20 protein-coding genes and 1 pseudogene are annotated in these 26,415 nt (G+C 40.8%); all 21 read right to left on the bottom strand.

Going from position 1 to position 26,415, the window contains the following annotated elements; genetic code table 11:
* Nucleotides 1-123: 123 nt before the first annotated feature.
* Nucleotides 124-1,587 (bottom strand): nicotinate phosphoribosyltransferase, encoded by a 1,464-nt coding sequence (locus PYS60_RS03780; protein ID WP_390866510.1) that lies wholly within the window; start codon nucleotides 1,585-1,587, stop codon nucleotides 124-126.
* A gap of 39 nt (nucleotides 1,588-1,626) precedes the next feature.
* The gene (locus PYS60_RS03785; RefSeq protein WP_315567836.1) at nucleotides 1,627-1,983 is read right to left on the bottom strand and encodes an HIT family protein; all 357 of its coding nucleotides are present in this window, start codon (nucleotides 1,981-1,983) and stop codon (nucleotides 1,627-1,629) included.
* Between the two features lie 64 nt (nucleotides 1,984-2,047).
* Nucleotides 2,048-4,714 (bottom strand): alanine--tRNA ligase, encoded by a 2,667-nt coding sequence (gene alaS / locus PYS60_RS03790; protein WP_315567837.1) that lies wholly within the window; start codon nucleotides 4,712-4,714, stop codon nucleotides 2,048-2,050.
* Nucleotides 4,715-4,738: 24 nt separating this feature from the next.
* Nucleotides 4,739-6,190 carry a hypothetical protein gene (locus PYS60_RS03795; protein ID WP_315567838.1) on the bottom strand — a complete coding sequence of 484 codons (1,452 nt, stop codon included), beginning with the start codon at nucleotides 6,188-6,190 and terminating at the stop codon, nucleotides 4,739-4,741.
* Between the two features lie 128 nt (nucleotides 6,191-6,318).
* Nucleotides 6,319-7,953, bottom strand: a complete 1,635-nt coding sequence (sdaAA, locus tag PYS60_RS03800) for an L-serine ammonia-lyase, iron-sulfur-dependent, subunit alpha (RefSeq protein ID WP_315567839.1) — start codon at nucleotides 7,951-7,953, stop codon at nucleotides 6,319-6,321.
* A gap of 109 nt (nucleotides 7,954-8,062) precedes the next feature.
* Entirely contained in the window at nucleotides 8,063-8,671 is a 609-nt protein-coding gene (locus tag PYS60_RS03805) for a DJ-1 family glyoxalase III (protein WP_315567840.1), read from the bottom strand.
* A gap of 42 nt (nucleotides 8,672-8,713) precedes the next feature.
* Nucleotides 8,714-9,838 carry a UDP-galactopyranose mutase gene (glf, locus tag PYS60_RS03810; protein WP_315567841.1) on the bottom strand — a complete coding sequence of 375 codons (1,125 nt, stop codon included), beginning with the start codon at nucleotides 9,836-9,838 and terminating at the stop codon, nucleotides 8,714-8,716.
* Between the two features lie 68 nt (nucleotides 9,839-9,906).
* Complete coding sequence (gene ybaK, locus PYS60_RS03815) at nucleotides 9,907-10,380, bottom strand: Cys-tRNA(Pro) deacylase (RefSeq protein WP_315567842.1); 474 nt, start codon at nucleotides 10,378-10,380, stop codon at nucleotides 9,907-9,909.
* 82 nt (nucleotides 10,381-10,462) lie between these two features.
* Nucleotides 10,463-11,128: a peptidylprolyl isomerase gene (locus PYS60_RS03820; RefSeq protein ID WP_315567843.1), complete on the bottom strand. Its 666-nt coding sequence runs from the start codon at nucleotides 11,126-11,128 to the stop codon at nucleotides 10,463-10,465.
* A gap of 25 nt (nucleotides 11,129-11,153) precedes the next feature.
* Complete coding sequence (locus PYS60_RS03825) at nucleotides 11,154-12,275, bottom strand: LCP family protein (RefSeq protein ID WP_315567844.1); 1,122 nt, start codon at nucleotides 12,273-12,275, stop codon at nucleotides 11,154-11,156.
* 57 nt (nucleotides 12,276-12,332) lie between these two features.
* A complete protein-coding gene (locus tag PYS60_RS03830; protein WP_315567845.1) occupies nucleotides 12,333-13,778 on the bottom strand; it encodes an NAD(P)/FAD-dependent oxidoreductase in 1,446 nt (481 codons plus the stop codon).
* Between the two features lie 38 nt (nucleotides 13,779-13,816).
* Nucleotides 13,817-14,947, bottom strand: coding sequence for a DUF5711 family protein (locus tag PYS60_RS03835; RefSeq protein ID WP_315567846.1), 1,131 nt, complete (start codon nucleotides 14,945-14,947; stop codon nucleotides 13,817-13,819).
* Nucleotides 14,948-15,010: 63 nt separating this feature from the next.
* Nucleotides 15,011-16,822, bottom strand: a complete 1,812-nt coding sequence (locus PYS60_RS03840; protein ID WP_315567847.1) for a DUF4340 domain-containing protein — start codon at nucleotides 16,820-16,822, stop codon at nucleotides 15,011-15,013.
* 5 nt (nucleotides 16,823-16,827) lie between these two features.
* Complete coding sequence (locus tag PYS60_RS03845) at nucleotides 16,828-17,391, bottom strand: hypothetical protein (protein WP_315567848.1); 564 nt, start codon at nucleotides 17,389-17,391, stop codon at nucleotides 16,828-16,830.
* A gap of 119 nt (nucleotides 17,392-17,510) precedes the next feature.
* Nucleotides 17,511-19,142, bottom strand: coding sequence for a chaperonin GroEL (gene groL, locus PYS60_RS03850; RefSeq protein WP_315567849.1), 1,632 nt, complete (start codon nucleotides 19,140-19,142; stop codon nucleotides 17,511-17,513).
* Nucleotides 19,143-19,167: 25 nt separating this feature from the next.
* Nucleotides 19,168-19,440: a co-chaperone GroES gene (locus PYS60_RS03855; protein ID WP_315567850.1), complete on the bottom strand. Its 273-nt coding sequence runs from the start codon at nucleotides 19,438-19,440 to the stop codon at nucleotides 19,168-19,170.
* A 257-nt stretch (nucleotides 19,441-19,697) separates the two neighbouring features.
* Nucleotides 19,698-20,717: a UDP-glucose 4-epimerase GalE gene (galE, locus tag PYS60_RS03860; RefSeq protein ID WP_315567851.1), complete on the bottom strand. Its 1,020-nt coding sequence runs from the start codon at nucleotides 20,715-20,717 to the stop codon at nucleotides 19,698-19,700.
* A gap of 268 nt (nucleotides 20,718-20,985) precedes the next feature.
* Nucleotides 20,986-23,064: pseudogene (locus tag PYS60_RS03865) on the bottom strand (polyribonucleotide nucleotidyltransferase); the annotation flags it as partial.
* A 129-nt stretch (nucleotides 23,065-23,193) separates the two neighbouring features.
* A complete protein-coding gene (gene rpsO, locus PYS60_RS03870; RefSeq protein ID WP_315567853.1) occupies nucleotides 23,194-23,457 on the bottom strand; it encodes a 30S ribosomal protein S15 in 264 nt (87 codons plus the stop codon).
* 80 nt (nucleotides 23,458-23,537) lie between these two features.
* Nucleotides 23,538-25,709, bottom strand: coding sequence for a bifunctional 4-hydroxy-3-methylbut-2-enyl diphosphate reductase/30S ribosomal protein S1 (locus PYS60_RS03875; protein WP_315567854.1), 2,172 nt, complete (start codon nucleotides 25,707-25,709; stop codon nucleotides 23,538-23,540).
* Nucleotides 25,690-26,400 (bottom strand): lysophospholipid acyltransferase family protein, encoded by a 711-nt coding sequence (locus PYS60_RS03880; RefSeq protein ID WP_315567855.1) that lies wholly within the window; start codon nucleotides 26,398-26,400, stop codon nucleotides 25,690-25,692. The genes PYS60_RS03875 and PYS60_RS03880 overlap by 20 nt, the downstream gene beginning before the upstream one ends.
* Between the last annotated feature and the right edge of the window lie 15 nt (nucleotides 26,401-26,415).

Below are 26,415 nucleotides of genomic sequence, written 5' to 3' on the forward strand. Positions count from 1 at the left end.
AGAGTTATTCTGCGGTAATGCAGGCAACTTTTGCAATTGCTCTTCCGAGGCGGCCACTACTAAAATTTTGACCGGATCAGCATATAAATTACTCATAATTTTCCAATCTTTCTAATTATTAATTTAATGATGCATTTGATGCGAACGTAAGAACTCGTCTTTTACCTGCCATAATTTTGCCGATAAGTCGACATAATACGTCTGCGGATTTTCAAAGCGCTTAATCGTCGGCCAAAGTGTTTCCAATTCCTGGCGACAAAACTCTCGCAACTCGGGCAAACTGTATTTCTTCGCTACCACAACACCCTTTTCCATCAAAGGTTCCAACATATTTCTGACACGATAATTAGTTAAAGTTTTACGTTTCCAAGTTTGTACCGGATCGAAAATCTCAACTGCTTCTCCCTGATAATAAGGAGTTAAATCCTCATCAGCCAACAAGATTAAATCGGCCATGGCTTTACCGGTTTCCAAATCATAGAAACGCAGCAGATTCTTTTCGCCCGGATTAGTTGTTTTTTCAGGATTTTCCGAAATCTTCATCTTCGGAGTAAAGTTTTTCTCGCCGGCTTTTCTGATACCGGTCAACTTATAAACGCCGCCGAATACAGGCTCATTACGAGCGGTAATCAGACGTTCGCCCACACCGTAGCTGTCAATTTTAGCATCCTGCATCTGTAAATCTCTGATAATATATTCATCCAAGGAATTGGAAACTGTAATCTTAACATCAGTCAAACCGGCTGCATCCAGCATTTTACGTGCTTCCTGCGTTAACCAAGTTAAATCGCCGCTATCAATTCTGATACCTTTAAGATGCTTACCCTTAGGAGCTAAAACGTTTTTCTCTACCAAAATAGCGTTGGGCACACCGGATTTCAAAACATTGTATGTATCAACCAAAAGAACGGTGTTATCCGGGAAGCTGTCGGCATACGCAACAAAGGCATCATATTCTGTCGGAAAAGACTGGACAAAGCTGTGCGCCATTGTACCGCCCACCGGCACATGATAAAATTCACCGCTGGCTAAGCAGGAACTTCCGTCCATACCGCCGATATAAGCAGCTCTGGCACCCATCAAAGCGGCTGTATAACCTTGAGCTCTTCTGGCGCCGAACTCTAAAACCTGACGTTTGCCGACCACTAAGCGTAATCTTGAAGCTTTAGTTGAAATCAGACTCTGATGATTAACTAAAAGCAATATCATCGTTTCCAAAATTTGAGCCTGAATAATCGGTCCGACAACTTTAACAAGCGGCTCACGCGGGAATACCACACTGCCTTCTTTCACGGCATAAACGGAGCAACGAAAATCCATATGACGCAAATAGTCCAAAAAACGACTGTTAAAAAGTCCGGTAGAAGCTAAATATTGCAAATTTTCTTCAGTAAACTTCGTCTCCTGCAAGAAATTAACCAAATCTTCCACGCCGCCCATAATAGCATATCCGCCGTCTTCCGGTACTTTACGAAAAAATACTTCAAAGCAGGCTTCCAAGTCTTCTTTTCCCTGATCCAACCACGCTTGCGCCATAGTCAGCTCATACAAATCCATCAACATTATACGATTATCCATATATCTCATAGTTCAAAGCCTCCACTATTGAACAAAATCTAATACTCGTTACAGTTGATCCTTAAACTTCGGATCATACATGAAATGAAAATGCATATGCATAACTGACTGGCCGACACCTGCGCCGTTATTTTGAATAATACGGAAACCGGATTCTGCTAAATTGCCGATTTCAGCAATTTTCGGAATTGCCTGTACCAAAGCAGCCATATCTGCCCGACCCTCAGTTGTTTGAATTTTCGGATCCAAAAAATTATCGTAATGCTGTTTGAAAATAATCAAACGATGTACTTCGGCTTGCGGATGGATATCGTTAATTACGAATAAACTTTCGTTCTCATAAATTTTATTAACCTGAATATCCCCACGGGCCATTTTGCAAAACAAGCAATCTTCCTTTTGCATTAAAACGCCTCCTACAAATTGAGTATTAAGAACGGACAACCTCTGTTGTCCGTTCTCACTTGCATTATAATTTTTCCGTCAACTTTTGTCTGACAGCTTTGATAGCCTCAGGTACAGCCTGAATATCTTTGCCGCCGGCCTGGGCCATATCCGGTCGACCGCCGCCACCGCCGCCGCAAACTGTCGTCGCCGTCTTAATCAGCTCTACAGCGTTAAGACCTTTATTCGTCAATTCTTTGGAAATCATACAGATCAACTGCAATTTTCCTTCGTTGACATTGAACAGCATAACAACTGCCGGATTCAATTTATTGCGATAATTATCAGCTAATTCCCTCAAAGCCTCAATCGAGCCGACGGAAACCTGCAGCAGCAAAAGCTTTACTCCACCTAATTCCTGCACTTCTTTCGCTAAATTGGAACCGTTATCGCCGTTCAACATTTTTTGTTCCAAATCGTGTAATTTTTTCTCACCATTCTTAACCTGTTCCTGCAAATGAGCAACACGATTAAGCAATTCCTTACTCGGAGCTTTCAAAGCGGCAGATAAAGCTGCAAGCTCATCATGCTCTTTGAACGATAATTGGTAAGCTGCCGGTCCTGTGACCGCGTCAATTCTTCTAATGCCTGCAGCTGCTGAAGTTTCAGCCACAATCCGGAAAAATCCCACCTGCGAAGTATGATCAAGATGAGTACCGCCGCAAAGCTCGACGCTATAGTCAGTCATTGTCACTACTCTGACCTTTTCTTCATACTTTTCATCGAAGAGATGAATTGCTCCACGCTTATTGGCTTCGTCCATATTCATAAACTCCACCTGCACGGGCCAATCCTGCATAACCGCCCAATTAACACGTTCTTCAATTTCTCTAATCTCCTGCGTTGTTAAAGCGCACGGATGATTGAAATCGAAACGTAAATAATCAGGGCCGACGAAAGAGCCTGATTGAACCAGCTGCTTACCGAACTTTTCCCGCAAAGCAGCATGTAATAAGTGAGTTGCCGTATGGTTCTTTCTAATTTTTTCGCGTCTCTCTTTATCGACTGTTAAAGTGAATTTATCTCCAACTTTAATTGTTCCGCTTTGTAAGACCGCATCATGAATATAAACCTTACGGATGGTTTTGGTACAATTATTAACCTGAATCATAGATTTACTGTTGCCGATCATACCGGAATCACCGATTTGGCCGCCATTTTCCGCAAAATAAGGTGTCTGATTAAAAATCAGATAAGCCGGAACCGGATCAGCCGTACAAGTCAATTCGTTAACCAACTTTTTACTGCCGTGATCATCAACAATAATTGCCTGCAAAACGCCTTCGTCGCTCGTTTTTTCGTAACATGTATAGATACTCGCCGGCATCTCCTTCAGCTCTTTGGCTAAATCAGACTTGATCCAGGAACTGTCGGATTTAGCTCTTCTTGCTTCACGTGCCCGCTCTTTTTGCACCTGCATCGCCCGATCAAAACCGGCACGATCAATATCAAGCTTGTTTTCGTGGGCAATTTCCGCCGTTAAATCAACCGGGAAGCCGTAAGTATCGTGTAACTTGAAGACCACATCGCCCGGCAAAATTTGCTGCTTATTTTTCTTAACTTCATTCATTGTTTGTTGCAGCAAATCAAGTCCCTGAGCCACTGTCTGATCAAAGCGTTTCTCCTCCGCTTCGATTGTAGCCATAATGAAATCACGATGCTCGATTAATTCCGGATAAGCTGAACCGGAACATTTAATGACAACATCTGCTAAATCGGTCAAGAAAAGACGTTTGATATTCAACAATCTGCCGCAACGACTTGCCCGACGCAACAAGCGGCGCAGAACATAACCGCGTCCTTCGTTGCTCGGTGTAATACCGTCGGCAATCATCATAGTTGTAGAACGAATATGGTCGGTTATTACACGAATAGAAATATCATCCCGTTCATTCTCACCGTACTTCTTACCGGCAATTTCGCAAACTTTATCCAGGACAGCTCGTACCGTATCTACTTCGAACAAGTTATCGACACCCTGCAGAATTGTAGCAACACGTTCCAAACCTGCACCTGTATCAATGTTTCTTTGTTTCAAAGGTGCATATGTCCCGTCAGCCTGATGCTCAAATTGGGTAAACACCAAATTCCAGATCTCAACATAACGATCACCGATATCCTGTTGAATTCCCTGTTGCGGCGTTTCTTTACCATATTGCGGACCGCGATCGACAAAAATTTCACTGTCCGGACCGCAAGGACCGGTGCCATGCTCCCAGAAATTATCAGCTTTGCTCATTTTAAAGACGTGAGTAGGGTCAATTCCTACTTTTTTCGTCCAAATATCATAAGCTTCATCATCTTTTTCGTAGATAGTAACATAAAGTATATCTTTTGGAATTTCCAGAACTTTTGTCAAAAATTCCCACGCCCACGGAATAACTTCCGCTTTGAAATAATCACCGAAGCTGAAATTACCCAGCATCTCGAAAAATGTTCCATGTCTCGAAGTTAAGCCTACACGTTCAATATCAGGTGTACGAATGCACTTTTGACAAGTTGTAACTCTGGTGCGCGGCGGCTTCTCATCCCCACGAAAATAAGCTTTCATCGGAGTCATGCCGGCATTAATCAATAAAATCGACGGATCATTTTTCGGAACCAGCGAAAAACTCGGTAATCTTAAATGTCCTTTACTTTCAAAAAAACTTAAGTATGCTTCACGTATCTCATTTACGCCTAAACGTTTCATACCAATTCATATCCTCTTTTGCAATTAATTCTTCTTAGCTGTTGTTGCGGCAGTGCCGGCTGTTGTTGCTGTCGGATTGCCGTTCACAATATCATCAATATCCGGAATAACCAATTCATCACCGGCATAGTAATTATTACCGTTGTTGGTAATCTTATCCGGATTAGCTTTAATCAAAGCTTTCAAAGCGGCAGCTTGCTGGTCGCCGTCCAAATGATAATCCTTATAAACTTCCTGAATAAGCTGAACAAGCGCCTGGCCGGCTCTAATCTTAACTTTATCAGGATGCTTCTTCTTAGCCGCAGTAGTTGTCGCAGCTGTGGTTGTGGCCGCTGTTGTCTCCTGCGTTGTCGGTGCGGCAGAAGTTGTCGGCTCCAGCGTAACATTTACCGGACTTGTAGCTGAAGTTTCTTTGGCCGCATCGCTACTGCCGAACAAAGGTACCCAACTGGGGAAATTACCTTCATTAAAGAATTGAACCCAGATCAAAAAAGCTGCTAAAACAGCCAAAAGGCAAGCAAAAATCGAAGCTACAATTATTAATCCCTTACTGCTGCCTGTATGTTCATAATCATCATATGAATCATCAAAATCATCAATCGGCTTCATATTAACAGGAGCCGCATTGGTATCAGGTTGCTGATTACCGAAGTTATTATCGTTTGCTTCATATACGGTCGGAGTTGCCGCTTTTTTAATTACGGTCTTGACATCCTTGTCGGCCAGCAAATCTTCAACAAAGCCGATCATATACTGATAAGGCACACCAGGAGCTTTCTCATCCATCAGCTCTTTTACCATACCGACAGAATCGGCCTGGTCTTCAGCCGCATATAATAATTGCAACATATTTTCCTGGCCTATTGTATCCATAACTTCACGACTGCAAAGGATAAAGCAATCGTCCTGCTGCAAGCGGGCAATATTGGAATAACGGATAGTTGCTGCCGTTCCGGCGGAATAAACATAAAGGTTTGGAACTTTACGGCCGTGAGTATCTACAGCTTTGAGCGGATATTCATCTTCCGTTAAAGGATACAAAATATCATTACGATAAAGATACGCACATCCGCGGCCCAATGTAACCGCTGCAATTTCTGCGTCTTTGACAATCAAGCCGGCAAAATAAGGCTGCTTGACGCCATTATCTCCCAAAGTCATTTGACCGGAAACATTGACGGCACAATCGGCCAAATCGTTAATTTCCTGATCTATCTTTTTGTCCGTATAACGCATATCATCATGAATTTTATCCAAAATATCGCGTTTCTTTTTGTCATACTGTTCATTCTCACTATTAGAATAAGAAGAAGCATAAATAGCGAAAAAAGAACCGCCGGCTTCACGATCTAAAGTAATATCTGCACCTTTTTCTTCTCTTTTGCCGGAAAAACGTCCATCCAGATAAAAGCCGTCAACAGCACCCGCCGCATTCTGATACTTGGCTCCGACAGTGGTAGCTAATCTCGTAATCATTAAAGTCCTCTTTCTTCTGTTCTCACAGATATTATAATTTTATATTCGATTATTCGACGTTTGAAAATCAAACAAACAAAACCGAATTTAATAAAAAGCAAACATACACTTGATAATTTTACCACAAACTAGGCAAAAGCACAGCCGCCGCAAGCTTTTGCCGCACAATTGTTCAAAGCCGACGGAGCCTGCGCCGTGCCACCTTCAGCTGTTTCTCTTAAAGCTGCCGGCATCGAATCGCCCACTTTTTTCTGTACTTCAACCATCTCATCGAACGGCACCAACATTTTCAATCCGCTTATAGCCATCGTTGCCGCCGTTAACGCATTCGCCACGCCCATAGCATTCCGAACCTGACACGGTACTTCAACCAATCCGCCTACAGGATCACAAACCAAACCCAAAGCATTCATCAAAGCTATGGTTGCCGCCTGTAAAGCTGCAGCGTTACTTGCAGCAGCTAATTCGCATACTGCCGCTGCCGCCATAGCAGCTGCCGAACCTACTTCCGCCTGACAACCGCCTGTAGCTCCGGCTAAAGACGAACGAAGATTAATCAAAAATCCGACTGCACCGGCTGTAAATAGAGAATAAACCAGATCGTGTTCGCTTTTTTGATGGAATTCCCGCATAACCATAAGTGCGGCGGGCAAAACACCGCTGGCACCGGCTGTAGGAGCAGCTACAATTTTACCCATACAGGCGTTGTGCTCCAAAGTCGCCAAGGCATAGGCAACAGCCTTGTTGATTTCTATCCCGCCCGCAGTTGTCGGATGTTCAGCTAAATAATCATTAACCTCTTTAGCTTCACCGCCGATCAATTTACCCATAGACCTTTCCGGTTTAGTTAAAGCGATATTTACGGCATTCTGCATAGTTTGCCAAGCATACAGCATCTTATTGTAAATTTGCTGCCGACTCAAATGGCTGAGCGCTATTTCACGCCGCATCATAAACTCACTGATATTGATAGAAGCAGCTGAACATTTTTGCAGTAATTCTTCACCTGTAGAAAAAAGATAATCTTCCTCGACAAAGTTTTCCTGCTGCTCCGATTGTTCTTTAACTTTTGCCTGTTCTTCCACATCCTCATTGCGCAAAACCAAAACTCGCTTAATTTCGTGCAATTCACGCAATTTTGCCAACGCAGCTTCGGGAATTAAGGAATCAGTCTCAACAAATGTGTAAGCACGGGCACCTTTTTGTTCCCGAAAAAGATTCAGAAATGCTATATTGACATTTTCCTGACTTAAACAACGGGCAATATACGCTAAAACGCCCGCTTTATCTTCCTGTTCTATTACTATCGTATTCAAGCGGCCGGAAAAATCAACTTTTATCCCGTTAATTTCGCAAATTCTGGCTCTGCCTCCACCCAAAGATTGACCTGTAACGCTCATAACATTATTTTGGGCATCATACATTTCAACCTTAACAGTATTAGGGTGTTCAACTACAGTCTCTTTATCATAAACATATTCATATTTCATATGAGCTGATGCAGCTTCGGAAAACGCCTGTCTTATCCGGATATCATCGACGTCAAAACCCAACATACCGGCGAGCAGAGCTCTATCGGTACCATGACCCGAAGTAGTTTTAGAAAAAGACCCGTATAAAGTAAAGCGCACAAAAACAGGTGTTTTATTGGCATTAATCAAGCGCGCCCAATTAGCTATTCTGCACGCCCCGGCAGTATGGGAACTGGAAGGGCCTATCATTACCGGCCCGATAATTTCAAAGCACGACAAATCTAAATTCATAGCTCTTACCCTCATTGTTTTTAATGTTTAGATGAAAAATCCATCCCACTCGTCGGTCAAATTGAAAATCAACCTGCAAGTGAGACGGTATAAATTAAGCTTTTGTTCATTAATTGAACTTTTGTACACATGTACCCTGTTTTACAGTCGCATACAACTTACTTACTTGCATAGCTGCAGCAACTTGCTGACTGACTTCTTCGCCTTTCAAAACAGTCAAGGCTTGCAAAGCCAAGGGCAGGCAGGCAGCAGGTCCTACACCTGTCAGGAAATTCTTTTCCTGCACAACCATGCAGTCAGTAATATAATCACAATTCGGAATTTTATCCTTAAAAATCGGAGCACAGGTCATTTTCAAATCTTTGCTCAAACCGGCTGCATATAAAACATAAGGTCCGGCGCAAACCGCAACGATCAACTTTTCATCAACAGCCAAAGATTGTACAATGTGCAAAACCAGCGGATGTTCCGCTAAATTAGTTGCACCGGGCAGACCTCCGGGCAAATAAACAGCTTTAACATCATAAGGCGAAACATCCTCAATTAAGCTTTCGCAAGCAATTTTCACCCCGTGCGAAGATGTCACTTCATTTTGACCGGTAATAGAACATAATTCCGTTTTAACACCGGCTCTTTTCATAACATCATACATAGTTAAAGCTTCAACTTCTTCGCAGCCGTCAGCCATTAAAATTAACATTTCAATATCATTATCCATGTCACTATTCTCCTTTTTCCAATATAAGCGCCACCAAAGCGTTTACTTTTCATTTTCCAACAATTTTCGACTCAAATCCAGGGCCTTACGCACTATCTGGTCCATGTTGTAATAAGCATATTCCGCCATTCTGCCGCCGATATAAAGATTTTTCTCCCGCTTGGACAGCTCGAAATAATTTTTGTATTTGTCTTGATTCAGTTGATCGTTAACCGGATAGTAAGGTTCCATCCCCTCCTGCCATTCACAGGGATACTCCCGCGTAACTATCGTTGTCGGCTGTTGACCGAAATTAAAATGTTTATGTTCGATAATTCTCGTATAAGGTATACTTCCTTCTGTATAGTTAACCACAGCATTACCTTGATAATTAGCGATATGCAGCTCCTCGGTTACAAACTTCAAAGAACGGTAAGCCAACTTGCCGAAACGATAAGCAAAATATTCGTCCAGCGCTCCGGTAAAAATTATTTTATCGGCCAAAGAAGATAAAGCCTCTTTATCTTTTAAGAAATCCGTTTCCAATTTCACCGCACAATCCTGCAACAGCTTAGTAACCAATTCCGTATAACCGTTTACAGGTATGCCTTGATAAGGGTCATTAAAATAATTGTTGTCATATGTAAATCTGACCGGTAAACGGCGAATAATAAAAGCCGGCAACTCACAACAATCCCGTCCCCACTGCTTCTCCGTATAACCTTTGATTAACTTCTCATATATATCGCGACCGACAAGACTTATAGCCTGTTCTTCCAAATTACTCGGCTCGGATTTAATTTCATCGCGTTGTTTGGCAATCATATTTTCAGCTTCTTCAGGCGTCCTGACACCCCACAGGCGATTGAACGTATTCATATTGAACGGCAAATTGTAGATTTCACCCTTATAATTGGCAATAGGTGAATTGGTAAAGCGATTGAATTCAGCATACTGATTGACAAATTGCCAAACTTCCCGATCGAAAGTATGAAATATATGGGCACCGTAAACATGAACATCTATACCTGCTTGTCGGCGCGTATAACAATTGCCTGCAATATGCGGACGCCGATCGATAACCAGACAGCTCTTGCCGGCCTCTCTGAGCCGATTAGCCGTCACAGCTCCGAATAATCCCGCTCCCACTATTAAATAATCATATTGTGCCTGAGTAGGCTTTTCCATAAACACCTCAATAAAACTTTTCTTATATATTACTACAAATTACAGGCGCACAAGCACACTTCCTGCATCTACAACAAAATTTCCGCACATTCGGCATTTAAAAATTTAATTAATTCCTGCGGATTCAATTTTAATTGTTGGCCCCGTATTCCGGCTGAAACCAGAATAAAGTCTTTTTGTAAAACGCTATCGGCAAAAATTGTCGGAAATTGTTTCTTCATACCGATCGGGGAACAACCGCCGCGCACATAACCTGTCAGCGGCAACAAATTATTCAAGCTGAGCATACTGACACTTTTTACATTAAAACAACGAGCTACCTTTTTCATATCCAAATTTGCAGCTACCGGTAAAACGCAAACAAAATAATCCGGACCGTCCGTCAAAACTAAAGTCTTGTAAACATTGTCCACATCGACCCCCAAAGTTTCAGCAACATGAACACCGCTCAAATCATTTTCGTCCACATCGTAAGTTAATACATCATATTTAATCTTGGCCTGGTCCAACTTGCGCATCGCATTTGTCTTTTTGATTTTCATAATTCCTCCGCCCGATAAAAGCTATAAACAAACCCGGCCGTACCGGGTTTATTTATGTTGAAGTAATACTAAAGGATATCACTTAATTACGCTTAACAAAATAGGCTTCATCGATTTTCGGTTGATCTTTTATAACCTGATTAACAGTTTCCAATTTACTTATACTGTCAACAACATTCATTCCGTCAACAACTTTGCCGAAAGCCGCATATTTACCGTTCAAGGAAGCTGCGATATCGGCACTTGAAGATAAAACGATAAAAAACTGGCTGCTTGCAGAATCCATAGAGACAGCATTACGAGCCATTGAAACAACTCCACGCTCATGATTATCGGCCAAGGCATTTTTAACACCGTTATCAGCAAATTCACCGGTTATAGTCTCTTTCGCACCGCCTGTACCGTCACCGTTCGGATCGCCGCCTTGAATAACAAAATTAGGCACGGCACGATGAAAAGTCAAATTATTATAAAATTTCTGCTTAACCAATTTTTTGAAATTATCAACCGTTATCGGCGCTGTTTTCGGCTCCAAAGCTATAACAATTTCTCCCCCGTCGGCCATCTTCAACATCACCAAATCCGTTTCTTCTTCACTCCTGACGTATTTGCTCTGTTTTTTGCTCTCCTTAACGCTACCTGTAACTTCGTTTTTCGCTTTTTTACAGGACGTGACGCTCAGGCACAAAGTTGTTGCCAAAAACAGTAATAATACTCGCGTATACAATTTATAAATCTTATTTTTCATTTTTCCTACCTTCTATCAAACAAATTCACATTACAGGTTCGCTTTTTCCGGTTTCTTCAACCTCAGTCTCTTCCGGGGAAGCTAAATTTTGATAAAACTGCTTCCTTATATTATAAATGTTCATATCTATAATTTGATGCGGTCCCAGCTTAATTTCTCTGATTGTATCCGGATGCGGTAACTGTACACAATTTATATCGGCTCCCAACATCATGGAACGATTGACGGTTTTCCAAATTTCGAAACGGGAAGCATCCGTTGTTAAACAGCTGAAAAAAGTTTTAATAAAATTCCAGCGTTTAAGCCATGTCAAATCGTGAAACTCTTTTCCGATCTGCTCCAACAAAGTAACCATAACCAAATTGCCTTTTTCAGTCGTTCCGCCTAAGCCGGCATACGCAACTGCAAGTGTGCCGTCGGCAATTGAAGTTTCCTTATATTGCTTGAAATTCATGTGCTTTACCGCATTACCTCTTTTACCGCCGTTGAGGAGATTTTCCAGAAACTCCTGATTTTTCTGCAATAATTGTAAGGATGCATCGTCAATTTTCAAAGCTATGCCTTTAATAGAGTCAATCAAATCAACTAATTTACTTGCACTAAGCATATAAGTGTTATCAATTGTAATATCCAAATTACGCGCTAAAGTTGAAGCTACACTGTTAACGCCTCCGAGTAACCAACTTTGGCCTAAAGGATTATTCCCCAAACCGGATAAATTAACGTATAAATTCGGATTGACAAATTGCAGGACCTGCCTCCCTTCGCTTAAATTTTGGCTGAGAATCGCCATCTGCACGTTACTGTCGGTTTTTTCTTTATCACCGAGATTAAGAATTATCAAATTATGGTGCCAATTATCTTTCCCCGGCTTGTGTGTTTCCTTAGCCACCAATTCCTTAAGCGGCTGATCCAAATCATATAATTCCGATTTATATTCTTTGAAATCGATGAAAGCTGCCTGACCGATACCGTTATTGGCATTCTTTTCCCCTTCGCTCGTGTAAACATAACTGATACGATCTAAAGCGCGATTAACCAAAACTGTTCCCGCCACTGCAACAATAATTATTATGGAAATCAAAAAAGCGCTGAGCTTCTTCAACCAGGAAAAATTTCTGTTTTTACTTATTTTTTTGGAACGCATATTCACCTCAAATACATTAAAACATCTTTTTACAATTATAATACGCAACTTCCGATGTCACAATTTATGGATAACATCCTGCGCTATTTTCATCGCCGTCCAAACTGCAGTCATTAAATTATACCCGCCACAATCACCGACTAAATCCAACATTTCTCCACCGACATAACAATTTTTTGCTTTTTTCAAAGCTAATGTTCTCGGATCAATTTCGTGTAAATCGACACCGCCTAAACTGACTTGTGCTTCCTGCAGACTTAAAGTTCCCGTTAATTTCAGCGGCCAATGACGCAAAAAATATAAATAATCTGTATAATCATCAGGTGTCGTTTTCGTAATAAAAGGTTGTAATTCCAGCCATTGTTCAACCAAAACTGTCGCCAACTTGGTCGGTAAAAATCCAACTGTAAAAGTCAGTAAATTCTCTGCCTCCGATTTTTGCGGCGAATAGATTTTTTGCCATAAAGAAGATAAATCCGCTGCAGCGATATCATAGCAAAAGTCTAAAAGTAAATATGCCTTTTCTTTGGCCGAAGCGGTATTTTTACCGGCAGCTTTATTAGAGGCAATAAATTTCTTTTCCCAAATATTCAGATATTGTCTGATATTTTCGTCGTAGCAGTTTGTATGTGACGCTTTTTTGTTCGGAGATAAAAGATTATGATCATAACGCCATTTCACAAAATAATTCGACAAAATCAGGCTCACAATACCGCTTACCCCGTACTTAGTGAATAAAACTTCTCCTATCTTGGAAATTTGCACATTATCGGGCAGAATCAAAGTACACGCAGCTGCAACTTTTAAGCCGGTCAAGCGCAAATAATTGGGCTTACATTGCAACTGTACAAGTCCCGGCAAAATTTCATGACATGCTACTTGAAAATTCTGCTGTAAAATTCGATAAAGTCCTGCCGGCGCATTGGCATCACATTGGCTCAGACCACCTCCGGCTAAAACCAAATAGCGTGTATATATCGTTTTTTCCCGTTCAGCATCATCATTTGTATTGTCCGCAATAACCGTAGTCAAGACATATCCGCCTGCTTTTTCGGTAATTTCGGTCACGCGAGAATTACATTGTAATTCAACTTTATTAGCCGCAACTTGTTGCCATAAATTATCTCTGATTTGTTTAGCCGATAAATGGCGGGGATATAACCATTTATCTTTTTCCGTCAAAATTACACCGTGTTCCCGCCAAAACTTGAGAATTTGAGGTAATACCGTTTCTTTTCGGCCGTGCGTAAATTCCTGCCAAAAGCGTTCTTTTTCCTCCGCTGTCAAACATGACAGGCTGTGATAATAAGAACTGTCCCACGTCGCATTGGCTAAATTACAACGACCGTTACCGGTTTTTGCCAATTTACATCCGGGAATCTCCTCACTTTCAAGTAACAAAACTCGCTTATTTTTACCGTTTAAATTCAAAGACGCAGCTAAAGCCAAGCCGCAAGCACCTGCTCCCACAATAATCAAATCATAATTATTCAACTTATCCACGATATTAAATCCTTACAAGAACTTCGGACCGATTAATCCTAAACACGCAAAACTTTATTTTCCGTAACAATAATTAAGCGATTACGACTATCCAAAGCCAAACGGATAATATTACTGCTGACCTTAAATTTTTCACTTTTAAAATTACTCATATTAATACGATAAACAGTATTTCCATCGTGCAAAGTTGCATAATTAGCATTAGTAATTAACTTTTCCGGGTTATTGCCTACAGCTACGGAATTATTTTCATTAGGCTCCGCATCGGATGTATCAACATAGTACAAACGTAAACTTCCCTGGAAAGTTCGAGAAGCCAAAAGCGCAATACCGTTATGCACTTCTCTAGCTTCTTTCAATTCCGCCAAAGAAAACCAGTGCTTGAATTTGCGATTTACAAGATGGAAAACATCTGATTCGCTCAACAATACCAAGCTGTTAACTCGACTTTGCAAAATTAAAGGTAGAGCACCGTTATATGATATTTGATAATTAACCACAACTTTCAACGTATTCAGGCTGAAACGCGTCAAAAGAGGATACATTTTTACGCCGTCGGTATTGAGTAAACTTAAATCAAGGAAATTACCGTCCTGCGAAAAAGCGGCTCCCAATAAATAACCTGAATTTTGACGATCTTTGATGTCATAATCAAACAAATGTTTTCCTTCCGGACTCATCAAACGAACCGCACCCTTGCTTTTATCTCCCTGCATAATCAAAGCTACATGTCCATCGGCAGATAAACTCGCCCCTTGTATGGAATCCTTAGCCTTAGCCCGATAAACTAAACCGTAACGGTCGAATAAATAATAATTTGTACCGCCTTCATCATAAATAACGGCATATTTTAAATTGTTAACCACCTGAGGTTTATTTAACTGCACCGGCTGAGAACGATTGCTGACTCCTTGCATGTTCAGGTATTCGACAGTCCCGGATGAAACTTGTAAAACCGTATCGTCAGCAAAAGGATATAAAGTATTAGCATTACCGTCTACCAGAAAACCGTCCAACGGTTTCCTGCCGTTATCAACAAAAATTTGTTCATCCAAAGCTTTATCTCCGGAAGTCAATAACGGATAAACAAGAAGAAAAAGAACGCCGGCAAACATAAAGATCAAACACAAAACCGACAATTTCAATAAATTCTTACTATTCTTCGCCATTGTTCACTCCTTTTAGCTCATATCGTTTAATTGTATCTTAGCAGAAGGTAAAAATAAAGTTAGCTAACCTAAATTTTTACCGATAATTTTCTTGGATCGTGCTAAAGACATTTTAACTAAATTACTCAATTCGCCGGCAAAATCAACTTGTCTGTTCTCATCTTTCAGCTCATTTCTGCTGATCAAATAGTGCGTAAATTGATTGTTAATATACAAGTAATAATTTCCGAGGTTAGCTTCATGCAAGGTAAATTTCAATTCATGGCCATCTTGGAAAATATACTTAATAATGTACGCTGCCTGACTGTCATTATCCAAAAAGCTCGTCTTCCAAGCCAAATCTCCGATATCTATACGCTGCAGCAAATTAATAATATCGGCACTTTTCAACCATAAATCGGCGGTCAGACGCTCATTTTGCTTAACAGGTAATTCTGTATAATTTCCTTTTTCATATCTTTCATGCGCCTGCAATTCTACCTGCTGCGGCATAACAAAACCTTTATCGTCCTTTTTCGCCTTTAAAACTTCCTGTATTAATAATCTTTGATAATTATTCCAAACAATCTGTTTATCGGCTGCCGGCAATTGCGGAACTACCGAATGTTCTTTGATCAAACTGTAATTAACAAAATTTAATTGTAAATCAGCAGCCTTATCCGGATAAAATGAGTGAGACTGCAGATCAGGAAAAATTATACTGCATGTATAATTCTGATTACTGATACTGATTTCTTTCACTTCAGAATAAGGAAAAGCAAAAGGTTTACCGGCCAAATAACTGTGTTTATTCTGTAACAGTCGTTGCAATTTGCCCCGCTCCAACAAATAGACATACGAACTTGAAGAAGTTTTCACATAATAATAGTCGGCAACTGCCTTTCCGACTGTAATCTCCCAAAAATTATTGTGACCGAGCGAGCCCAGACGACAACGAATTAAAGGCTGCGCAAAACCGTATTTTTCAATTTGCGTCTCTCTTTCATCTGCCGTATCGGCTAACTCATCCACCACCGTATCGGCATGCAAAGAAGTTAAAGCATCAACTATTGCTTGAATTTTTTCCTGTTTGGTAACAGTATAAATCGGCCGATAACTCAACCATAAATCTGCTGTTGTATTATCTGTTTTAACAGTTTCCTTCACCGCATCGATATAAAAATCATCCGGCTTTCTGACAAAGGATAAATAATCCACTTCTTTCCCGCTCATCCGGTTTAAATGTTTATTAACTAAAGCGAACTTGCCTAAGAAAAAAGTCTTAACTTTACTGTCAACAGTATAGACTACATTCGAATTGTCAAAGCGTAAATAAAAGTAATCCGTATTTTGGCCGGTAGCGCGCCCGATACTGATAGAAAATTCCTGCCTGTTAGTAAGACGACATCTTACATAAGCCAAAGGTTGATGCAAACCGTAATTCTCAAGTTCATTTTCTCCGTTGGCCATAATGACATTATAAATTGGCAAATCTAATAATGCGTCCAAAATATTACTTATAACTTCCGAATCAACACTATTAATGTTCGGTTGCAACAGCTGCCAGGTAACACCGTGACTGACTGCAGCGGTATCGGCCAAAGCTTGAGCTATTTTTTTATCGTTTTTAATACTGAACTGTCTTTTGGCTGAAACATTCAAAGTTGAACCCTTATTAAGCAAATAAATACTGCCCTCTTTATTTTCAATTTTAAGAGAATCAATTTTTTCCGCCTGCAAAGTCAAAAGATTGCCGATTTGTTTATCAACTTCTTTGGTTGCAGCCTTACTCAAATGCAAATTGGCACCTAAACTGAACAAATAATAAAGAAGCAGACCGCCGAATAAAACAGCGAGAAAATATGCTGCTAAACGTATTACCCTGAATTTATTCATAATACTCAAAACTTGTTAGGGTGTACCCTCCGAAAATAACGTTGAATCTTAGTTTGAAAATGTTCATCGAGAGAAAGCAAAACGCAATGTTCGGCGGCAAACGGTTTCAGTCGCTTGGACCTTTGCCATAAAGACGGGGAAGCAACATCCGCCTGGCTTAACGTGATCAGGTAATATTTATATTTTTCCGTAAAATATCCCGGTGTAAAATCATAAGCTGCCCGTTGCTTAGCTTTGTTCCAATCCTCTTCCTTCTCTAAAAGCTGAACATTCTGCAGCTTCAAAAGATCAACTTCATATAAAAGCGAACGGCGTTTTTTGCTATAAACTATTGCTACACTAAAGTCGGAATTAATCAAAGAATATTCATACTCAGTTCTTAAAGCATCTTTCATATACCACAGCAAAAGCAAAGCCAAGACGCAATAAATCAGGATAATATAAGGAATTTCCCAAAAAATCACACCTGCAGCCACAACAGCGATAAGCAATATTATCGCATATAGAAGCTTTAAACTCTTGGGCGCTTTAGTCGGAAATAACTGTTCCACATAAACATCTTCAAGCATATTACTACCGTACCTTTGAATTATTTACCTTTAATTTTAGCATAATATATCACACAATATATTAAAAAAGCAGTGTACTCCTGCAAGTACACTGCTTAATTTACTTAATAGGCGAATTATTAATACATACCGCCTGCACCGGGCATTGCCGGCATATTTCCGCCCGCAGGCTCATTCTTAGGCAAATCAGCCACACAAGCTTCAGTCGTCAATAACATAGCTGCAACGGAAGCAGCGTTTTGTAAAGCCGAACGTGTAACTTTGGCCGGATCAACAATACCGCTCTTAATCATATCGACGTATTCATCTGTCAAAGCATTGTAACCTACGCCGACTTTGGCATTCTTAACACCTTCCAGAATAACACTGCCGTCCAAACCTGCATTCACGGCAATTTGACGCACAGGCTCTTCCAAAGCACGCAGAATAATACCGATACCGGTCTTGACATCACCGCTTGCCTGCTCAAGTAAAGGCTTAATTTGCTTCATCACATCAACATAAGTTGTACCGCCGCCGGGGACCATACCTTCTTCAACACCGGCACGAGTAGCTGACAAAGCATCTTCAATTCTGTACTTACGTTCCTTCATCTCTGTTTCAGTAGCTGCACCGACTTTAATTACTGCAACACCGCCGGCCAACTTAGCCAAACGCTCCTGCAATTTTTCTTTATCGAAATCGGATGTAGTTGCAGCAATTTGAGACTTAATTTGTTTAACACGTTGTTCAATCAAGTCTTTGTTGCCGGCACCGTCAACAATAATTGTAGTATCCTTATTAACTTTAACTTGACGGCAATGACCCAACTGTGCCAAATCAGCATCCTTCAAATTGTACCCCAACTCTTCGCTGATTAACTGACCGCCTGTCAAAACTGCAATATCCTGCAACATTTCCTTACGACGATCACCGAATCCCGGAGCCTTAACTGCGATAACATTTAATGTACCGCGCAACTTATTAAGAACCAAAGTAGATAATGCTTCACCTTCAATATCATCTGCTATGATAAACAACTTGGCACCGCTTTGAATAACTTTCTCCAACAACGGCAAAAGCTCCTGAATATTACTGATTTTCTTATCAGTAATCAAAATCAGCGGATCATCAATTACAGCTTCCATCTTCTCCATATCGGTGCACATATATGCCGAAACATAGCCGCGATCGAACTGCATACCTTCAACAACTTCCAATGATGTTTCCATGGTCTTGGCTTCTTCTACTGTAATAACACCGTCTTTGGAAACCTTTTCCATAGCATCAGCGATTAATTGACCGATTTTCTCATCGTTAGCTGAAATGGAAGCGACACGAGCAATATCATTCTTTCCTGTAACAGGGACAGCAATCTCCTTAATGCCCTTAACTGCAGCATCTACAGCTTGCTTAATACCTTTTTGCAAAATAATAGGATTGGCACCGGCTGCAATATTCTTCAAGCCTTCTTTAATAATTGCCTGAGCTAAAACAGTAGCTGTTGTCGTACCGTCGCCTGCAACATCATTGGTCTTTGTAGCTACTTCTTTCACTACTTGAGCACCCATATTTTCAAAGCGATCTTCCAACTCTATTTCTTTAGCAATAGTTACACCGTCATTGGTGATAATCGGTGTACCGAAAGATTTATCCAAAATAACATTACGTCCTTTAGGACCCAAAGTAATTTTTACGGTATTAGCCAGCTTATTAACGCCGGCTTCCAAAGCCTTACGCGCATCTTCATTATATTTAAGTTCTTTAGCCATAATTATTCCTCCTCTTTTAAGATGTTTACTCTACGATTGCCAAAACGTCATTCTGCTTCATAATGGAATAGGTCACGTCATCCAATTTTACTTCTGTTCCGGCATACTTGCTGCAAATAACCTTATCGCCTACCTTTAATTCCATCTTAATATCCTTAGTTCCGGGACCGACAGCAACAACTTCCGCTACTTGAGGCTTCTCTTTGGCTGAATCAGGCAAAAACAAACCGAATTCATTCTTGCACTCTTGTTCAATCATCTTGATCACTACACGATCTGCTAACGGTTTAATGTTCATTAAATTGACCTCCTTTGGCACTCTCAACCTTCAAGTGCTAACAAGGATGATTGTAGCACAGTGTTCCTTTATAGTCAAAGTCAAACAAGGTCAAAGAAGGCGATTTCAAAAAATTTTCACATTTACCCGCATGCGCCGCCTGCAGGCAACCGAAGAATTGTCAACTGCAGTTACAAAAAACCTCTTACCTGTCCTCAGTTGAAATTAACCGTAAAATTCAACTGAATAATAAGCAAGAGGTTATTAATAAAATTCAATTATGCCTGATAACCGTTAGGATTTTTCGACTGCCAATTCCAAGTATCCCGACACATATCTTCAATATTACGTTCAGCTTTCCAATGCAGAATTTTTTCCGCCTTGCTTGCATCAGCATAAACTGTAGCCGGATCGCCGGGTCTTCTGCCGACAATTTTGTATTTAACATGTAAATTGTTGACCTTTTCAAAGGTATGCAACAATTCCAAAACACTTGTCCCCTTACCGGTGCCCAAGTTGAAAGCAGCTACACCTGTATGCTCGGCGGCATACTCCAAAGCTTTAATATGTCCTAAAGCTAAATCCACGACATGAATATAATCACGCACTCCTGTGCCGTCCACCGTAGGATAATCATTACCGTAAACTGAAAGTTCCGCCAACTTACCGACAGCAACTTGAGAAATATAAGGCATCAGGTTGTTCGGTATACCGTTAGGATTTTCTCCGATCATACCGGAAGCATCCGCACCGATAGGATTGAAGTAACGCAACAGACAAACACTCAGTTGCGGATGAGCAAACGCCACATCCCGCAAAATCTGTTCAATCATCAACTTTGTCCAACCGTAAGGATTCGTACAGGGACCAAGGGGCATATCTTCCGTTAAAGGCATTTTTTCGCTGGCCCCGTAAACAGTAGCTGAAGAACTGAAAATAAAATTCTTACAATCATACTTCTTCATCATTTTCAACAAAGAAATTGCAGAAATCAAATTATTATCGTAATATTTCAGCGGTTCGGCAACTGATTCGCCGACAGCTTTGAAACCGGCAAAATGGATAACGGCGTCTATTTGATTATGGCTGAAAACCCCTTCCAATTTGGCTAAATCCTGAATTTGTGATTCAACAAACTCTACCTGATAACCTAACAGATCCGCTAAGCGTTGCAACACCAACGGCGACGAATTGGAAAAATCATCCATCACCAACGTATGGTATCCGGCCCGTTCCAATTCCAAAACCGTTTGGGCACCGATATAACCTGCTCCACCTGATACTAAAATCTTACCCATAAAATATCCTCCTGCAATTGTTGCCAGCAAATGCTGAATTTATTTACTCTTCATCCCGATCAAATTTACGTTTTCTCGGCTTTGCTTCAAATTGATTAAAGGATGTATGATTTTCTTTGTGTTGTGCATAAGCGGAAGAATTGCTCTTGCGATAATTATTCTTTTCGTAATTTCCGGAATTACGTTCAAAACTACGCTCGGAATTGCGCTCAAAGCGATCCGAACGGCCTCTTCTTTCCGTTCTTAAAGGCGAAGCTGTCGCTCCCGGCAGGCAGTCTTTAATTGACAAATTAACCCGTCCCTGATCATCAACTTCGATAATCTTTACCTTAACACTGTCACCGACATGCAACACATCCTCAATATTTTCCACGCGCTCCGGTGCAACCTTGGAAATATGTACCATACCTTCTTTTCCCGGCAAATACTCGACAAAGGCGCCGAACGACATCAAGCGGGTTACTGTGCCTTCATAAGTTTCACCAACTTCCGGTTCCCGTACAATCCCTTCGATAATCTTAATGGCCTTTTTACCCATCTCACTATCTATGCACGAAACATATACATGGCCTTCTTCATCAATGTCAATTGTTGAATTGGTAAGGCTGATAATTCTATTAATAGTTTTACCGGATTTACCGACAACTTCACCGATTTTATCTGCCGGAATTTCAGTCTGGAAAATCTTAGGTGCCCAAGGGGACAACTCGGTTCTTGGAGCCGGAATACAAGGTAAGATCACATCATTAATAATCTGCAAACGACCTTTTCTCGTCATAGCAAAGGCATCTCTGATAATATCCAACGTCAGGCCCTTAACTTTAATATCAACCTGAATAGCAGTAATACCTTCTGTTGTACCGGCAACTTTGAAATCCATATCACCGAAGAAGTCTTCAATTCCTTGAATATCCATAAATACTTTATAGTCGTCAATATTATCTTTAGCTGTAATCAAGCCACAGGAAATACCTGCTACCGGGCGGCTGATAGGAACACCGGCTGCCATCAAAGCCAAAGTTGAAGCACAAACTGAACCTTGAGAAGTAGAACCGTTACTGGAAGTAACTTCCGATACGTTTCTTATGGCATAAGGGAACTCTTCTTTACTCGGCAAAACGGCTAATAAAGCTCTTTCAGCCAAAGCACCGTGACCGATTTCTCTCCGTCCCGGAGATCTTGAAGCCTTTGCCTCACCCGTACTGTATCCCGGGAAATTATATTGGTGGATATAACGTTTCTCAGTCTCGGTCGATAAATTATCAACTGCTTGAGCGTTAGCCAAAGACGCCAGTGTACATACAGTAACAACTTGTGTCTGTCCCCGTTGGAACCACGCTGATCCGTGTACACGAGGTAATAAATCAATACCGCAACTTAAAGGTCTGATAGTGAAGAAATCACGTCCGTCAACTCTTTTTTCGTCATTGTATAAATAACTGCGTACGACTTCTTTCTCCAGATTGTACATAATTTCAGTACTTAAGGCTGCCAGCTCTTCTCTATCGGCATAGTGTTCTTTAATTTTTTGAGCCAAAGCATCGACATTATTGTCGCGTTCGGTTTTATCGGTTGTTAAAACACACTGCTTCAATTCCTCCCCGACCAAAGCTCGACATTCGTCCAGAACTTCCTGCGGTACAGCACTTGAAGTATAAGTATATTTTGGCAATCCTATTTCTGCCGCTATACTCTTAATGAAACGGCAAATTTGGCTGATAACTTTATGTCCTTGACTGATAGCATCAAGCATCACATCATCCGGTACCTCATTGGCGCCGGCTTCAATCATACAAACCTTATCTTCCGTACCGGCCAAAGTTACATACATATCGGAAGCTTCACGTTGACGTGTATCGGGATTAATAACAACTTTACCGTCAACCAAGCCTAAAGCGACTGCAGCTGTCGGGCCGTCCCAAGGAATATCTGAAATAGCTACGGCAATAGAAGAACCAAGCATAGCAGCTAATTCCGGTTCATTATCCTGATCAACCGACATAACCAAGTTGTTCACATGAACATCATTGCGTAAATCTTTAGGAAATAAAGGACGCAAAGGACGATCAATAGCTCTGGATGTTAAAATGGCATTTTCTGAAGGTCTGCCTTCTCTTTTCATAAAACCGCCCGGGAATTTACCCATAGCGTACATCTTCTCTTCATAATCAACACTTAAAGGAAAAAAATCCACGCCGGGACGCGGCTCTTTCGAAGAAGTTGCTGTTGATAAAACAACAGTATCACCATATCTTACTAAACAGGCGCCATTAGCCAAAGGTGCTAAATGACCGGTCTCAATAATCAATTTACGACCGCACAGGTCAAACGAAAATTCTCTTTTCACACTATTTCTCTCTTTCTTATTCTTCAATCATAATAATAGCATTTTTTCACGTCCATACAAGCAAAAAAGGAGCTGACAATAAAAAAAACCCGAAACTGGTTCGGGTTTTCTTTCAAGAACGAAAATAAATTACTTACGCAAATTCAAGCGAGCAATCAAAGAACGATAACGTTCGATATCGACCTTCTGCAGGTAACCTAAAAGGCTGCGACGCTTACCGACCATCATCAACAAACCGCGACGGCTGTGGTGATCTTTCATATGATCTTTCAAATGATCCGTCAAATGATTGATGCGCTCAGTCAATAAAGCAATCTGAACTTCCGGTGAACCTGTATCACCTTCGTGGGTTGCATACTCTTGAATAACTTGCAACTTTTTGTCCTTATCCATTGTCCTATCCTCCTATATAAACCTTAAACTGAGCCGGCTTCGGACAAAGCACAGCTAAGTAAAAGGTAATTAACCTTAAATTAGTCGTTAGACTTAACAATATTAATGTCGGCACCCTTACCGTCATCATCTCTATATGAGCTGGGGAAATCCTGTTCTTCTTTCTTCTTGCTGATAGATAAAGCTGAACCTTCAGGCTCACCCAAATTCATCACAGACTTAATGCTGATGGAAATACGACGACGCTCCAAATTAACTTCAAGCACTCTTGCTTGAACTTCTTGACCGACTTTCAGCACTTCTTCCGGCTTTTCAATCCGACGGTTGCAAATTTGTGAAATATGGCAAAGAGCATCCACACCCGGAGCAATATTCACAAATACACCGTAAGGCATAATTCTGGCAACCTTTCCGTCAACAATCGAACCGACAGGGTACTTCTCATCGATTTGGAAATAAGGATCGTCTTCCAACTTACGATAACCTAAAGAAATACGCTTGGATTCACGATCAAAGTCCTTGATATAAACCTGAACCTTGTCACCGATTTTAAGAACTTCTTTCGGATGACGAATATGTTTCCAGGACAATTCCGTCACATGGATCAAACCGTCCAAGCCGCCTAAGTCGACAAAAGCACCGAAGTTGGTCAAATTACGTACCGTTCCTTCATAAACATCGCCGACTTCCAAGTTATCCCAAATAGCTTCAGCCTGTTTGTCGCGAATAGCTGCCAATAAGCTGCGGCGAGAACCTGTGACACGCAAACGTCTGCTGTTGCTGTCGTCAAACGCTGTAATCAAAATTTCCAATGTCTGGCCGACATATTTATCCAAATCTTCAACTGCATGCAACTCCAACTGTGTACGATGGATGTAGATATCAGCTCCGCCGTAAGAAGCGATAACGCCATCTTTCACTTTGCTGACAACTTTAACTGTAACCGGAGTTTTCTCTTCATACGCTTTTTTCAAAAGCTCCTTATATTTGTTAAAGTCCACTCTAGCTTTGGAAAGCAAAATTTCCTTGCCCATTTCAGTATTGCGAATACTGCGAACATAAATTTCAATTTCCTGATGATCTTCAATAGCCTTATCCAAATCGAAGTCCGGTGTCTTCAAGAATTCGCTCATCGGAATCTTGCCTTCCGACTTGTCTTTAACATCAACATAAACAAAATCCGGGTCATAACGAACGATCACACCCTTGATAATCTCTCCGCGCTTCAATTGCGGAATATTATCAATAAAATCCGAGAAACTGACGTCATTGCCTGTTTCGGCTGCTTGCTTATCGACTGCATTTTGGTTCTTGGCTGTTTCTTCTAAAGCCTCTTGGTTTTTGGTTACTTCTGTGTTCTCATTCATTATACGAATGACCTCCGTGATTATACTATCTGGTGCCGAAGCTGATGCTGCAACACCTACTTGTTTCGCAGCTAAAACTCCTTTGACCTTCAGTTCCGCCATATCGGCCGCACTTTCAATCAAATAAGTCTCACCACACACCTCAGCAGATAAATCAACTAATCGCTTAGTATTGGAACTACTTCGGTCGCCTATGACAATCATGACGTCTTTCGTACTTGCCAATTCCTTCGTAGCTAGTTGCCGATCAACTGTAGCTCTACATATTGTATCAAAAATGAGCAGTTGTTCAAGATGTAAAGTTAAAAAATTTGAAATTTTTGTAAATTCTTGATGGTTGAAAGTCGTTTGAGCCAGTAAAACACTGGGTAAATTAGCTAAATTTAAGGTTTTCAGCTCCGTTAAACTCTCAGCAACAATCACATTATTCTCTGCAAAACTTATTTCACTTACAATTTCAGGATGTCCCCGATGTCCTGCCAGAATAATTTGATAACCAGCATTGTGGTATTTAGCTATTTTATTTTGAATAAAACGAACGTAACCGCAAGTTTCATCTATGACTTTGCAATTCTTATCTCGCAACCGTCCTAATTCTTCCCCTGTAATACCATGAGCCCGAATCAGCACCGTCGCCCCGGGTGCAACAGCATCAGCTTTATCTACCAGAATAAAACCGTTGGCAGTTAAATTATTAACTACCTGTTTGTTATGAATAACAGCACCGTACATATAACATTTTTGCCCGGTTTGTAAAGCTTCAGCCAACTCATAAGCTTTATGTACAGCTTTTTTTACCCCGTAACAGAAACCGTAACTGCCGGCTAACGTATATGATGCCGGTGCCAGGGAAGAGTTTTGCAAATTATTTTGTTTGTAATTCATGTGATTTTAACTCGGAATATGTCGGATACGGTCGCTTAGCCAAATCATAGGCGGATTTGAGCAAATCATAAGCAATTTCATCATCACTCTGCCCGGCATTATAACGTTCTTCCAATTTGAAAGCTTTTTGAGTCGACAATCTGATTTTTGATCTGAACTTAAAATCACCGCTGATTCCGACCACCAGAACTTTCGCTTCGGCTTTTCTGATTAATCCGACAATTGTTGCACTTGGCCGGTATTGCATTAATTCAGCTTTAGTACGACAGCGATGCCCTTGCGGAAAAATGCCGACAATTCTTTTAGCCTTTAATCTTTGAATTATTGTCTTTATAGCTGTCAGATCAACTTTACTGCGGTCAAAGGGAATTGCCGCCCACTCCTGCAGAAATTTTCCGAACAGAGGAATATTGAATAATTCACACTTACAAACCCAATCAACCCAAGGATTCAAAGCCAAAATTATTAAAGGTACATCAAAAAAATTTTGATGGTTTGCAATTAAAACTACAGGTTCTCTATCTTCAGCGGATAAACAAGTAGCAAAGTTATCATCAACTTCTATCTTCCAGAACAATTTCATAAAAATATAAACAGTTCTGATTGTAAACAGGCGCCAGCCATAACGCGACTTATAAATATCCGGTAAATCACTGACCGACAAAGCTCTTGCTTTATTGTTATTTTTCATACATAAACCTCAAAA

It is taken from the genome of Amygdalobacter indicium, from assembly GCF_029101545.1.
In the GTDB taxonomy this organism is placed as follows: domain Bacteria; phylum Bacillota; class Clostridia; order Saccharofermentanales; family Fastidiosipilaceae; genus Amygdalobacter; species Amygdalobacter indicium.